The following is a 14,107-nucleotide window of genomic DNA, read 5'->3' on the forward strand; positions in this document are numbered from 1 at the left end:
AGGATGTCTCTTATAATTCCCACCAACTACTGGATATAAGGAGTTATTCCTGCTATCCTTCCAAATCAGGAGGATAAACGGAACTGAACTAACGAATATACTATATATTCCTGTTAAAATAAAAGGACCCGCAGACATTTCCTACTCCTCTTGAAAGTACAAAATCCGGCACCCCCTCCAGTAGTGGCTGGAAAGGCTGTTTCTTGGATAACTAATGTTATGTTAAGTATAAGAAACATCCACTCATCTCTACCCCAAATAAGCTGCAATAAACTGTTTAATTCAGGGTAGCTGATAGCTTACGCTTAAGCTACCAGCCACCCTTAACTAAACAGCGCTTGCTTCTGTTCAGCAGAGTTATACTTGCTTATAACAAACTATGGCGTGGGTTTATCAGTTGTCCGGGCTAAAGTCCTTGAACGTTTTGGATATGTTTTGATCGGTGGGTTTGGATTTGTTTTGCCAGGTAGCATCCAGTTCCAGCGCTACTAATCCTTTGAGGTTCATCAGCGCCACAAACTCGTCTGCATCTTTCATGAATTCGGGCTTGCGGCGCGACGACTTAAGGGCATATTTGCGCGCGAAAACATCGCCTTTCGTCTGTAGTTCATTCCGCTTTTCCATGATATAGTTCAGGCGCTCAATCAAGTCTTTGGTAGAGCGTCCTATTACCTCGGTTGCTTCCAGCGTACCGATTGTCATGACCATGGTGCCGCCTACAGTCGTTATTTTTTTAGAAGTGGCAGGCTCCTCAACAACCACCGGCGAAATACCCGTAACCGCTCCAAGCGAGGCATTGGTAAGCGATCTGCCTTTCTTTCCTTTTTTTGCCCGTTTATACTTTTTCTTCAGGTCATCTTCCGCCTGCTTCAGCTGTTCCATCAAGTCCCAGGCCCTTACCAGCGCAGAGCGGTATTCGTTGTATAGTTTCTGATCTATTTCTGCCTCATTCACGGCTTCCAGGATCGTGAAAGTCACAGTGCGTTCTTCGCGCTTGTTGGATTTGTCCATCACAAAAAAAGTGATATCGAACGAGAGCGAGTCCAGCGGATCTTTTACAAAATCATAGCCTGGCTTCCAGATAAACTCGTACTGCGAAGGTGTATTTTTTACCAGGGCGCTGGCCGGCACATCGGCGTTACCGGAAATAAAGTTGAAGGAAGCGAGGTTATTCTCGCCATTCGGATCATAGAGCTGAAACATCAGATCGATCGTGGCGCCTTCTTTATACACAAATCTTTTCTGAGACGGAATCATCTGAATGCTGGGAGGCAGGTCCTGCTGGGTTACCGCCACTTTAAAGGAACCCTTGGTGCGGGCTTTTGCCGGCTGATCTTCAACGTAAAACTCTATAAAAATTGGCTTTTCGCGCAGATCATTATACTGGGTGAGCGAAGGCTTCCAGGTAAACTCTCCCTGTGCCGACAGCTTAGCGCCCTCGGGCATGGCATCCATAATGGGCACAAACGCAACCGGGTCGTTGTCTTCATCTTTTACCACCGACGATTCAATGGTATAGGTGTTCTGCGTATTGTACCGGACATAAAAGGGTTTTAGCTCGCCAATTACCGGTGGCCGGTTTACATGCTCCACCGTGAAATCTACTACCTGCCGCACACTCTCATCTTTTTCATTTCGTGCTTCAAAAAGCAGCTGGATGGTGCGCCCGCCACCCAGGCGATCTACAAAATCATAGCTGGGCGTCCAGGAGAAATGGCCGAGCGAATCGAACGTTATACCATCTATTCTCCCCTGGGGAAGGGCAAAAACGATCTTGTTGCCGGTACCGCCTGATGCTTTCACATCGAACTCCAGTTTTTGTCCTTCTTTTAGCACATTCCAGCCAGGCTTATCCGGAAAGGAGAGTTTCAGGGGAGTGGCAACGGTTTGCAGCACCAGGGAGCCTGCTTCAGCAGTGGTATCCTGGGCGTATACGTTGGCATTAAACACTATAATAGCAGAAAAAAGAAGGATGCTCTTTTTCATAAGTGGGGCTACGCGTAAAAAGCAGGTCATAACGACCCTAAAGATAAATAAAAGTGTATGTATTGCAAAAACGCATATGCCATTAATAAGTTTTTTCATATTGCCGGTCTTGCTGCTACGGCATACGTGTACTACTACAAAACCAGTAATAAAGCTGAATAAATTAATAAAATGCAGTTTCTATGCTGAACAGCCAGAGTGTTTCTGTTCCTGGCCTTGCACAGGTATAAATAATATTATACTGCTACAGCAACTTGTTTTGCACTTTTGTCTCTGATGCTGTCAGGACTATGGAAGCTATTTCTTGCCTTAGCAATTAGCGCCTAAGAATCCAGAATTAAGGGCACGTGATGTTCGAAATCATACAAGGTAAGGCGGCGGAGATTATAGTAAGCCGACCAGAAGCTCCACAGGGCACTGATGTAGCTGCGTGTGGCCTGATCTCTTTCTTCGGTAGCCACATTGAGGCTGATGATATCAATTTCGCCAGACAGATAGCTGGATTTGGTAATGCTGTACCGCTTTTCTGCAATTTCGTCGGCACGTTTAGCACCTATCATTTGCTTTCTGAGCACTTTGAAGCGTTTGACATTTAAGTAAATCTCCTGATCAAAGTTAATCCTTTGCTGCTCCACATTGGCTCTCACCAACGACTGGTTGGCCTTGGCTGTTCCAATTTGCGAGGCGGTGCGATCCCAGTCTACCACCGGTAAGTTAAAGCCCAGCCGAAAACGCTGTTGCTGTGAAGGGTCCAGGTAGGCCTCGTCAATTTCCAGCGCCTGCTGGGTTAGGCCAAAAGAAGCGTACAAATCTGCGCGGAAACCTGTTTGCCCTTTTGCCTGGGCCATGCGCATATCAGCCTCAAGCAGTTCGCGTTTAAAGCCAATTATCTGTTGGCGATTTTTGTGGGCCTCTGCCAGGGCAACCTTCTCATCTACGTCAAAATCTGGTATTTCCTGCGGAGGAACCAAAGATATGGGCTCATCATCTGTAATGCCCAGGTATACTTTGAGCTTAAGTGTATTCGATTCCACATCCAGGGCTGCCTGTTCGAGGTTCTGCCGGGCGTTCAGCAGGGTCAGTTCCATTTGCAGCAATTCATTTTCACGAATCTTGTTCTGTTCAAACCTGGCAAGGGCTACTTTGTAGAGGGTATCGCTGTTGGCCACATTTTTTTCTGCTATCTCATAGCTTTTCTGGCTCAGCAGGAGGTTGAAAAAATGATCGGTTGTAGCCTTGGCAATATCCTCCATGGCTTCCCAGTAATCGCGTTTGGCTTCCTGGTAGCGGAGCGGGGCTACTTTTCTTTCCCAGGCCCGGTAATTATACCCGAAAAAAGGCTGGTTTAGTGTGATGGTAGCCGGCACGGAAGAGTACCTGGTGCGGTTCACGTCAGCCTGGAAGTCGTCGATGCGCTTGATCTGGCTATTAATTGAAATGGTTGCGCCGGTAAACCAGACTTCCTGTTGCAGCGAGAGCTGCAGGGAAGAGTTGGCATTGTGGGTATTAATAAAAATGAGGCTGCCGTTATCTGTCAGGCGCGGCTCAATGGTTTTGTTATACTCCGGTAGCACGCCGCTCAGGTTCAGCTGCGGGAAAAAGTTTGAGCGGTAAGTCCTGTATTGCCATTGTTTGTTTTCTAGCAGCACAGAAGCATACCGGAAACTGGGCGATTGCTCCTGGGCCAGCGCAACAGCTGCCGGAAGCGTGAGCACCCGTGTAAGCACCACATCCTGCGCGGCAGCAGGTCTGTAAAGATGTATAAAGAGAAGTAAGAGCGTTATAACGGAAAAGGATCTGCGGATGGATTTTGTATTCGTGAGAACAGTATACTGGTTTAACTTCATTTTAAATGTAAATTTCTCTTACTTAGATATGCCGCATTATTGGATTTATTACAGTAACCATTTCTGCCTGCACAGGGCCGGCAGCAGTTTCCGCGCGATAATTTAAAACAAACCAGAAGGCTACAGCTAAAACATTTTAGCAATAGCCTTCTGCCGGAATACAGTATACTCTATAAATTTTAAATTATCAATTTTATACCTGATTATTTTAGCGTTTAATTCACTTTACAGTGGCCGGCAGCAATACGGCAGATGGTTTATACTTTATCTTCAACAAAAAACCCGGCTATGCAGGTAGCCGGGTTTTTATTATAGTACAATTCAGTTGCTTATTCTAACGAACCGAAGTCAAAGTTCTCCAGGTAAGCCGTTGTAAAATTGCCTTCTTTAAAGCCTTCGTCGTCCATCAGTTTCAGGTGAAAAGGCACGGTTGTTTTCACACCTTCAATCACAAACTCGCTCAGGGCCCGCTTCATTTTCACCAAAGCCTCTTCCCGGGTTTGCGCCGTTACGATAAGCTTGGCAATCATCGAATCATAGTTGGGCGGAATAGTATAGCCCGAGTAAACGTGCGAGTCGATGCGTACGCCGTGGCCGCCCGGCACATGCAGGGTGGTGATTTTACCCGGGGACGGTCGGAATCCGTTCTTCGGATCTTCGGCATTGATGCGGCACTCGATGGCGTGCATCTTCGGGTAATAGTTTTTGCCCGTTATCTCGTAACCGGCGGCAACCTTGATCTGCTCTTTAATCAGGTCGTAGTCAATTACCTCTTCCGTAATCGGGTGCTCTACCTGGATGCGCGTGTTCATCTCCATAAAGTAGAAATCACGGTTCTTGTCCACCAGAAACTCGATGGTGCCCACACCTTCGTAGTTGATGGCCTTGGCGCCCGCAATAGCTGCCTGGCCCATTTTGTCGCGCAATTCGTCGGTAATGAACGGCGAGGGGGTTTCTTCCACCAACTTCTGGTGGCGGCGCTGGATAGAACAGTCACGCTCCGAAAGGTGCGCCACATGGCCATACTGGTCACCAATCAGCTGAATTTCGATATGGCGCGGCTCTTCCACAAATTTTTCGAGGTAGATGCCATCGTTGCCGAAAGCAGCTTTCGCTTCAGTGCGGGCATCGTTCCAGGCCTTCTCAAATTCGGCGTCGCTGCGCACGATGCGCATGCCCCGGCCACCACCGCCGGCAGTCGCCTTTAGTATAACCGGATACTTGATCTTGTTGGCCAGCTTTATACCCTCCTCAATGTTTTTCAGCAACCCTTCGGAGCCGGGAATGGTAGGCACGCCTGCTTTTTTCATGGTTGCCTTGGCCGAAGCTTTGTCGCCCATGGCGTTTATCATCTCCGGCGTAGCACCTATAAACTTGATGCCGTTTTCGGCGCAGATGCGGGAGAACTCGGCATTCTCCGATAAAAAGCCGTAGCCCGGGTGAATGGCATCGGCGTTCGTTATCTCTGCGGCTGCAATAATGTTGGGTATGTTGAGGTACGACAGGGGGCTGGGTGGCGGGCCAATGCATACGGCCTCATCGGCGAAACGCACGTGCAGGCTTTCTTTGTCGGCGGTAGAGTATACGGCTACCGTTTTAATGCCCATCTCCTTACAGGTACGGATAATACGCAGTGCAATTTCGCCCCTGTTGGCGATCAGTATCTTTTTAAACATATTTTTTGATTTGGAGATTTGAAGATTTGTGGATTTGAAGATAATAAGCAACTAAAAGGAGGCGATCAGCACCATCTCCATCTTCATAATTTCTCATTTTCAAATTTTCAAATCGTAAAATTAGCTGGGATCTACCAGGAACAGCGGCTGATCATACTCTACCGGCGAGGCATTGTCTACCAGCACCTTCACTATCCTGCCCGATACTTCTGACTCGATTTCATTAAACAGCTTCATCGCTTCGATAATACAGATAACCTGGCCTTGTTTCATCTCATCGCCAACATTTACAAAGGAAGGAGACTCGGGACTATTTGATCGGTAAAAAGTGCCAATCATCGGGGCTTTAATGGCGATGTACCTGCTTTCGTCGGAAGCGGGTGCAGGGGCGGCAGGCGGAGCAGCAACAGTTGGTGCTCCGCCTGCCGCCTGTGGCGCAGCAGCCGGAACTTCCTGCGGAGCAGCGGCACGTGGTGCCGGTTCGCTCATGTACTTCACTTTCTGGTTGGGCTCGCGCTGCACCGAAATTTTGAACTCTTCTGTCTCAATGTTGACTTTGTTGAGGCCGGACTTGGCGATGAAGTCAATCAGATCCTGGATTTCTTTAGCTTTCATGTTTTATTTTACTCTCTCAGCGTATGAATAAGTACGGGTATCTACTTTAATTTTCTCGTCCTGGCCTATAAACAGGGGCACTTGTATGGTAGCGCCTGTCTCCACAATGGCTGGCTTAGAGGCATTGGTGGCGGTATCGCCCTTGAGGCCGGGTTCGGTATACGTAATGGTGAGTTCTACGAAAGGAGGAATCTCGCAGGTAAGCGGTGTTTCTGTTTCGGCATGAAAAAGGATGGTTACTTCCTGGCCTTCTTTCATCAGGTCTGCAAAAGGAACCATGGTATCCTCCAGCGTAACCTGTTCAAAGGTGCTCATGTCCATAAAGTTATATCCCAGGTCATCTTTGTAAATAAACTGGTGCGGCCGCTGCTCCACACGCGCCGTCGTTATTTTGTGCCCGGCCGAAAAGGTGTTGTCAATCACCTTGCCTGTCTTTATGTTTCTGAGTTTTGTTCTAACAAATGCGGGGCCTTTTCCTGGCTTTACGTGCTGAAAGTCAATAACAACATATAAATCGTTGTTGTATTCCATACACAGGCCGTTTTTGATATCAGCGGTGGTTGCCATACAAATAATCTCTTGATGAGTCTTGATTAAGGGAGTAAAAGTAAATCTGTTTTTGCTGTCTTGCAAAGCAAAGTTAGTTATTCTCCCGAACATCTCCTTACGATAATCCCGGTTTCGTGCTACAGGAGTCTTAAGGCCCTGTTTTACTGCTTGCCACGCACAAAAGTTTTAGTGGTGTTTTACAGCCCTGCAGGCGCCGCCTGCCTTAAAATTTCTTTCTGTTGCAACTGCTTTGTACTATAATCGGCGCCAAAACATTACTTTTGATAAATTTTTCAGCAGATGACATGATACAGCGCAGCACACGGCTAAACAGTGTTCATTACGAACTACGCGGGCAGGTATACGAGCAGGCAAAGGCACTGGAGCAACAGGGGCACACCATTACCAAACTTAACATTGGGAATCCGGAGCCGTTTGGTTTCCACGCCTCACCGGAGATTGTGGCACAGCTCGTTCAGAATTTAGAGCAGGCACAAGGCTACTCAGACCACAAAGGTTTGCTGGAGGCGCGTGAGGCGCTGTGTGCGTATTACAGTGCCAAAGGCCTGCGCAATATTGACGCCGATGATATTTTTATAGGCAATGGCATAAGTGAGTTGATCATGCACGCGGTGCAGGCGCTGCTGAACGATGGCGATGAAGTGCTGGTACCCATGCCCGATTACCCGCTCTGGACAGCCGCCGTGCGTTTTTCAGGAGGTAAGGCTGTGCATTACCTTTGCGATGAAGAAGCTGACTGGAACCCTGATCTGGCGGATATCAGAAGCAGGATTACGCCCCGCACGCGTGCCCTCGTTATCATCAATCCCAACAACCCCACGGGCGCGGTGTATAGCCCGGAAGTATTGCAGCAAATGGTACAACTGGCGGCGGAACACAACCTGGTGGTTTTCTCAGACGAAATTTACGACAAGATTCTGTACGATGGCGTGGTGCATCATCCTACGGCCGTTTTTTCGGATGAGGTGCTGACTGTCACTTTCAGCGGGCTTTCCAAGAACTACCTGGCGGCAGGATTCCGGGCCGGATGGATGGTGATGAGCGGCGCCAGGGAAAAGGCCGCAGACTATATTGACGGGCTAAATACGCTCGCCAGCCTGCGGGTGTGCAGCAATGTGCCGGCACAGTATGCCATTAAAACAGCCCTGGAGCGCGACTACAACATGGAACAACTGGTGCTGCCAACGGGCAGGCTATGCAGGCAGCGCGACCTGTGCTACGAAATGCTGACAGCTATACCCGGTATTACCTGCGTTAAGCCTAAGGGAGCCTTTTACATGTTCCCTAAAGTTGATGTGCGCAGGTTCAGGATTACGGATGATCAGCAGCTTATCCTGGATTTGCTGCGTGAGCAGCACGTGTTGCTGGTGCAGGGCAGCGGTTTTAACTGGCCGCAGCCGGACCACTTCCGCATTGTATACCTGCCGGATGTAACAGAACTGGCCCAAACGGTGTTGAAACTGCAAACATTTTTAAAAAGCTATCAGCAAACGGTAGTCGCCAGTTGAAAGTATGGCGGCTTGCAAGTATAAAAAGGCTCCTGTAAGGGAGCCTTTTCTGTTATAAGCTTGCCGGAGCACCATGCCTGCGGCTACCATACTATGTTTTTGTCTATAAAGCGGATGAGGTGGTCGGCCAGTTGTTGCTGCTCGCGTATATCGGGGTGACCGGGCGTGTTTTTATAAGGCACCACCAGTGTATAAATGCTGTCGTCCTGCAGCGCGTCCACTGCCTGCTGCACGTAGCCGGGCCAGGGCGATCCTGCTTTGGTGATGTCCATATTGCCCAACATGCAGATGATCTGCGCCTCCGGATACTTTTCCCTGACAGATGCCACAAAACGGCCATATGCCTTAACAATATCATCGGGTTGCGGGGGCGTGCTGCCGAACACTCTTTTAAATTCGGCGTTTTCCGGCATGTTTACCAGCCAAGAATCGTTCTGCAGCAGGTTGATAACCACCACGTCGGGCGTATACTTTGTAAAGTTCCAGGTACTGTTTGGCTCAGACGGATTGAGGCGGTCGTAAATATCCGGCATAACAGTAGGGAACCAGCTGATCATGATACCAATACCGCTTTTGCAGATGCAGGTATAAGCGGCATCGAAGTGGCGCGCAGTCAGGGCGGCGTAGCTCAGGTAATTATTGGTATAGGTGCTGTCCGGCCTGTCTTTGCCTGAGGTATCTTCCACCGCATAACCTGCGGTAATGGAGTTGCCATAAAACTCCAGCTTGCGTGCTTTGGGTGGCGGCGGCGGAAGTAACGCTGTGCCGCTCCCTAAATCAAAGCCATAGAACAGGGTTTTACCGCGGTCGTACTCGGTGCGCTTAAAAAGCTCCAGCGTATGTTTACCTTCGGGCAGATTGTAAGTTAAAGTATAAGCGCGCCGGGTGGTATCGGGCCGTAGCAGGTGAAGGCTGTCGCCATCTATAATCACATTGTAATAATTGTCGCCGGTTTCGTCCTGCAGCCATGCTTTTACAGATGTGCCATCAAAGTTGATTTTCACGGAGGTACCCGACCAGTATAGTTCTGCTGCTTCGGGGCCCTGCATTCCTATCCGGCCTGTATAGGCTATCTTATCATTTTTATAATCTGCAAAGCCATCGGAGCTTACGGCAGGCACCATTTTGCACCCGTTTATAAATCCGGCGGCAAAGACAAGGGTAAGTATAAATAGCGTTTTTTCTCTCAGGTGCATAGCGGCGAAGGTGTTGGTTGATTATGCCTGTTCAATGAGCTCCCAAGATAAAGGATTGCCCCGAAAGCGCCTATACTTACACGCAAACAAAAACACGCGCCAACAGTTATGCGTCTATACTAAGTAAAAAGACATAAGTATCTGGTATCAAGACACAGGACTTTTCAAGCACTATTTGTATGGTGTTCAATGCCTTGCGCCGCGGAATGTTTTTGTGGCGAATGAAAGTCAATTCTGTCCGGGTACTTATTAACAAATGGTACATAAATGAAAGCTACAAGTATACTACTGGCGAGCCGTCCGCACGGGACGCCTACGGAAGAAAATTTTAAGTTTGAGGAGCAGGAACTGTCCCCCCTGAAGGAGGGAGAGGTGCTGCTGAAAGCGCTGTATATTTCTGTTGATCCTTATATGCGCGGCCGCATGAGCGAGGCCAAATCCTATGTGCCGCCTTACAAAGTAGGCGAACCCATAGCGGGAGGCGTGATAGCGGAAGTGGTTGAAAGCCGGGAGCAGCAATATGCGAAAGGAGATGTTGTGCTGGGAAACCTGCCCTGGAGCACCTATACAATCGCCAGGGGCAAAGGACTCACCAAAATAGACAAACAAGTAGCGCCACTCAGCTACCATCTGGGTATACTGGGTATGCCGGGCCTGACCGCCTACTGTGGTTTGTTGTTCATCGGCGAACCGAAAGAAGGGGAAACAGTGGTGGTATCGGGCGCAGCCGGCGCGGTGGGTACTGTAGTAGGCCAGATTGCAAAATTAAAAGGCTGCCGCGTGGTGGGCATTGCCGGCTCCGACGACAAAATAGATTACCTGAAAAACGAACTGGGCTTCGATGAAGGCATTAACTATAAGGCAACCAGTGACATGGCTGCAGCTATTGCGCAAGCCTGCCCCGACGGGGTGGATGTATACTTCGACAATGTGGGCGGTGAGATAACGGATGGCGTGTATGCCAACCTGAACAAGTTTGCGCGCATTGCCATCTGCGGTCAGATTGCTTATTACAATGCCACCACTGTACCGGTGGGACCCCGCATAGAAAGTACCTTGCTGAAGAAAAGCGCGCTGATGAAAGGCTTTATCGTAAATGATTATACCGGCCGTTTCGGGGAGGCAACCCGCGGCCTGGCCAAATGGGTGCAGGAAGGAAAGCTGCAATACCAGGAAAACATCACAGAAGGTTTCGGGCAGGTGCCGCAGGCTTTTCTGGGGCTTTTTACAGGCGAAAATACCGGCAAGCAACTGGTGAGAATAGCAGATCCCTCTTAAGCAAGTATGATAAGGGTTAATTTCCGGCTATTCCGCTGGTGCAAACTATAGTTTGTGCTTTATTCTATAGATGTAAGGGTACAGGCTATAAGCGCATACCAGCAAGGGTTGATTTATACTTATACTTCGGCTACTTATACTTTAGCAGCAAACTTATACCTGCTTCTGCCTGGCACAGGTAGTCAGCGATTACGAGTTAAAAAGTGCCTAGCCGGGAAAATCTACAGAAACAGTTTAATCCCGCTTGTCATACTTTTTAGAAGAACCTTTTATATCAATTTCTGGCAGACAGTAAACAGCCTACTCTGCCTGCTTCATGTTTTATATTTTAAATCATACAATGAATAATTTCCAGTTTTATAATCCCGTTAAAATAATTTTTGGCAAAGGCCAGATTGCAGCTGTCGCCAGGGAAGTACCGGCTAATGCCCGCGTTATGCTGACATATGGCGGCGGCAGCATTAAGAAAAACGGCGTGTACGACCAGGTGATGGCGGCGCTGAAAAACCACCAGGTAATAGAGTTTCAGGGGATAGAGCCAAATCCGCGCTACGAAACCCTGATGCAGGCCGTAAGCATTGCCAGGCGCGGACAGGTTGATTTTATACTTGCGGTGGGCGGTGGCTCCGTGATAGATGGCACTAAGTTTATTGCGGCTGCTATGCTTTACGACGGCGATAACCCCTGGGATATGCTTTCGAAAGGTATAAAAGCTAAAAAGGCTGTTCCGTTTGGCACTGTGCTTACATTGCCCGGCACGGGCTCAGAAATGAACTCCGGCGCCGTAATTACGCGTGCGGAAACAAGCGAAAAGTTCTCCTTCGGAAGTCCGTTTACATTTCCGCAGTTTTCTGTGCTGGACCCCGAAACGACTTTTACGTTGCCGCTGCGCCAGATTAGCAACGGCGTGGCAGATGCTTTTACCCATGTGCTGGAACAGTACCTGACTTACCCCGTAAATGCGCCGCTGCAGGACCGCATGGCGGAGGCTGTTTTGCTGACGCTGAAAGAAGAGGGTCCCAAAGCGCTGGACAACCCGCACGACTACGATACCATGGCGAACATTATGTGGTCTGCTACCATGGCCCTGAACGGTGTAATCCGGGTTGGGGTGCCAACCGACTGGGCCACGCACTACATCGGGCACGAGCTAACGGCGTTGCACGGCATTGATCACGCCCGCACCCTGGCCATTGTGCTGCCCTCGCTGCTGCGCTACAAGCAGGAAACCAAGAAAGAGAAACTGCTGCAGTACGGCGAGCGCGTATGGGGCGTAACCGTCGGAACGGATGATGAAAAAATTGAGGCGACTATACAGGCCACCATCAGCTTTTTCGAGTCGCTGGATATACGTACCCGCCTGCAGGACTATGACGTGGACGAAGCCACCATTCGTACCATTGTAAAACGGCTACAGGAGCGCGGCACAAAAAACCTGGGAGAACGTGCCGATATCCAGATAGAAGATATAGAGAAGATCCTGACGCGGAGCTTATAAGCATCTTCTTCGTGCAACATCTTACAGAATAAAGTACAGCGTTATCATAAAGGAATTTATACCTGAAGCAGTTTCTGCTGCCAGGCTCTTTCTGCCCAACAAAGCCCGCCCAGTCCCGGTGGGCTTTGTTGTTTTAAACAGGGTAGAACAGATATGGGCTGTCTGTTGCCTTGCCCGCTGTTTTAAAGCTTTGGCTGCCGGACTTGCTTATACTTATTCCGGAAGTAGAGGGCTGTCGAAGCTTGAATTTAATTGTATTTTAAGATGCTGATGCGTCCGGATAAATAGGGTGTTATAACAGTTTATTTCTATAAGAGGATAAGAGTAAATTGCACTGGTTTTTTAAATATATAATATTATAATTATTCAGCATAAATTTTTACTGTTTATAAATTTAAAATGACAAAACACTTGTAAGTTAATTAGAGGGCGTTTAAATTGTATCCATATTCGCGAGCATTCCTTTTAGAAACAGGGCTTTATCTTTTAAATAGTAGCTTTATATATACAAGAGTTATTGCGTTCAGGTAAGAATCAAATCAAAATTTAATTGATTATATAAGTCAGGTTTTTAGCCAATGTTAGACATTATTAATTTTGTTGCCATTTCAGGCATTTTCAATGTGTTGTTTTTCTGGTACGCTTCCACTAAAATGAAATCACAGCCGGATCCGGTAAAAGCTGTTATTGTCGCTTTCCTGTTTTCTATTCCGCTAAGCTTCCTGTTAATTGCCGTGTATACCATCATGCTGCTGTATGCGGTGAAATCAGGTGCCAGCGAAGATGCCATGTGGGAATATCTGGAGCAGGAAGAACTGCAGTAAAGTATAAATTTATACTTCAACGGCCCGAAGTACCCCCGGCCGTACCTGCGCTTAACTCCCTGGTAACCGGCCCGCCATGCAGGCAAATGCAACCTGGCAGGTAGAGCGGCCAGTCGGCTAACTATGTACTGCGTGGCACGATAAACTTTTCACGACGAGTGCCGGATTGACAAAAGCGGGTAACAACATCCGGTATAAACTAAAATGTTGTATCTATACTTACCAAAGAGCCACCTGCAGCGGTGGCTTTTTTATTGCTGCATAATAAAATAATTTGTTGCCGGGAACGCTTAAATTCAAATTTCAGCAGTATTTGTATAGTAAATCTGTCCTTTGCGTATGTGTAGGAGACAACGGGCGTTAAAAGATGCGCCCGGCTGGTTTAATTCACTTATAAAGATGCATGTACAATGAAAAAGAATAAGAAAAGAATTTTTACAATGATAGCTGCAGGATTGGCCTTGTTGCTGACTGGTTGTGGTGGCAATAACGGTGATATGCCTGCAGAAGACGAATATCAGAATACAACAGAGAGCGCGCCCGAAGCAACAGATAATATCACGGGCTTCGGAAATATTGCAGATTCTGTTTCTGCCGATTCCTCCATGCAGCAGACCGGTGCTGCTTCTGATTCAGCGGGTGCGGATACAACCGGTACAACCAGTGGCTCAACTACTGGTACCACTACTTCAGAAACTACCACCGGCGACTGACAGGCCTCTACGAGGTAAAGTTTAAAACAAAGCGTGCAGCAATAATCATTGCTGCACGCTTTTCTGTATTACAGCGCTAAACTGATTCAAAACTTAATGGCTTCCGGCGCTGCTGCCTACATCCTGGCCACCGTCCTGTACGTCGGCGCTGCCTCTGCTGCCACTTTTCTGAGAAGGAGCGCCACCTACTCGGCCCTCCATGATATCTTCTTCACTTATATCATCACTGGCTTCGGGGGTAGGATGTATGTTGGGCACTTTGTTGCCTTTATTTAAGGTTTTGTTTACATCCTCGTCTTTCAGCATGCCTGTTTTTTTGTCGTTTTCCTTATTCGTGCTCATTGTTTTCTTCTTTTATGGTGAATAACGGCCGGCCTTTATCTGCCGGCAACTTTA

12 protein-coding genes are annotated in these 14,107 nt (G+C 48.2%); 5 read left to right on the forward strand and 7 right to left on the reverse strand.

Annotated elements, in window-relative coordinates:
• Positions 1–393: 393 nt before the first annotated feature.
• From I2I11_RS15205 to efp, 5 genes are all read right to left on the reverse strand, one after another.
• A complete protein-coding gene (locus tag I2I11_RS15205) occupies positions 394–1,986 on the reverse strand; it encodes a hypothetical protein (RefSeq protein WP_196268593.1) in 1,593 nt (530 codons plus the stop codon).
• Between the two features lie 323 nt (positions 1,987–2,309).
• Positions 2,310–3,833 (reverse strand): TolC family protein, encoded by a 1,524-nt coding sequence (locus I2I11_RS15210; RefSeq protein ID WP_196268594.1) that lies wholly within the window; start codon positions 3,831–3,833, stop codon positions 2,310–2,312.
• A 329-nt stretch (positions 3,834–4,162) separates the two neighbouring features.
• The gene (gene accC / locus I2I11_RS15215) at positions 4,163–5,509 is read right to left on the reverse strand and encodes an acetyl-CoA carboxylase biotin carboxylase subunit (RefSeq protein ID WP_196268595.1); all 1,347 of its coding nucleotides are present in this window, start codon (positions 5,507–5,509) and stop codon (positions 4,163–4,165) included.
• A gap of 120 nt (positions 5,510–5,629) precedes the next feature.
• Positions 5,630–6,124, reverse strand: a complete 495-nt coding sequence (gene accB, locus I2I11_RS15220; protein ID WP_196268596.1) for an acetyl-CoA carboxylase biotin carboxyl carrier protein — start codon at positions 6,122–6,124, stop codon at positions 5,630–5,632.
• Positions 6,125–6,127: 3 nt separating this feature from the next.
• Positions 6,128–6,691 (reverse strand): elongation factor P, encoded by a 564-nt coding sequence (gene efp, locus I2I11_RS15225; RefSeq protein ID WP_196268597.1) that lies wholly within the window; start codon positions 6,689–6,691, stop codon positions 6,128–6,130.
• 287 nt (positions 6,692–6,978) lie between these two features.
• Here efp and I2I11_RS15230 point away from each other — a divergent pair, with 287 nt between their 5' ends.
• On the forward strand, positions 6,979–8,202 hold the full coding sequence (locus I2I11_RS15230) for a pyridoxal phosphate-dependent aminotransferase (RefSeq protein WP_196268769.1): 1,224 nt from the start codon (positions 6,979–6,981) through the stop codon (positions 8,200–8,202).
• Positions 8,203–8,285: 83 nt separating this feature from the next.
• Here the strand turns inward: I2I11_RS15230 and I2I11_RS15235 are convergent, their stop codons facing one another.
• Positions 8,286–9,398 carry an SGNH/GDSL hydrolase family protein gene (locus tag I2I11_RS15235; protein WP_230680327.1) on the reverse strand — a complete coding sequence of 371 codons (1,113 nt, stop codon included), beginning with the start codon at positions 9,396–9,398 and terminating at the stop codon, positions 8,286–8,288.
• A gap of 267 nt (positions 9,399–9,665) precedes the next feature.
• On the opposite strand from I2I11_RS15235, the gene I2I11_RS15240 reads away from it, so the two are divergent.
• The 4 genes from I2I11_RS15240 (at position 9,666) to I2I11_RS15255 (ending at position 13,711) form a co-directional block, all read left to right on the forward strand.
• Positions 9,666–10,676: an NADP-dependent oxidoreductase gene (locus tag I2I11_RS15240; protein WP_196268598.1), complete on the forward strand. Its 1,011-nt coding sequence runs from the start codon at positions 9,666–9,668 to the stop codon at positions 10,674–10,676.
• Between the two features lie 340 nt (positions 10,677–11,016).
• Positions 11,017–12,174 (forward strand): iron-containing alcohol dehydrogenase, encoded by a 1,158-nt coding sequence (locus I2I11_RS15245; protein WP_196268599.1) that lies wholly within the window; start codon positions 11,017–11,019, stop codon positions 12,172–12,174.
• A 578-nt stretch (positions 12,175–12,752) separates the two neighbouring features.
• Positions 12,753–12,998 (forward strand): hypothetical protein, encoded by a 246-nt coding sequence (locus I2I11_RS15250; protein ID WP_196268600.1) that lies wholly within the window; start codon positions 12,753–12,755, stop codon positions 12,996–12,998.
• Positions 12,999–13,408: 410 nt separating this feature from the next.
• The gene (locus I2I11_RS15255; protein ID WP_196268601.1) at positions 13,409–13,711 is read left to right on the forward strand and encodes a hypothetical protein; all 303 of its coding nucleotides are present in this window, start codon (positions 13,409–13,411) and stop codon (positions 13,709–13,711) included.
• A 93-nt stretch (positions 13,712–13,804) separates the two neighbouring features.
• Here I2I11_RS15255 and I2I11_RS15260 read toward each other — a convergent pair whose 3' ends face one another.
• On the reverse strand, positions 13,805–14,053 hold the full coding sequence (locus I2I11_RS15260) for a hypothetical protein (protein WP_196268602.1): 249 nt from the start codon (positions 14,051–14,053) through the stop codon (positions 13,805–13,807).
• Positions 14,054–14,107: the final 54 nt, after the last annotated feature.

The organism is Pontibacter rufus (genome assembly GCF_015694705.1).
GTDB classification, from domain to species: domain Bacteria; phylum Bacteroidota; class Bacteroidia; order Cytophagales; family Hymenobacteraceae; genus Pontibacter; species Pontibacter rufus.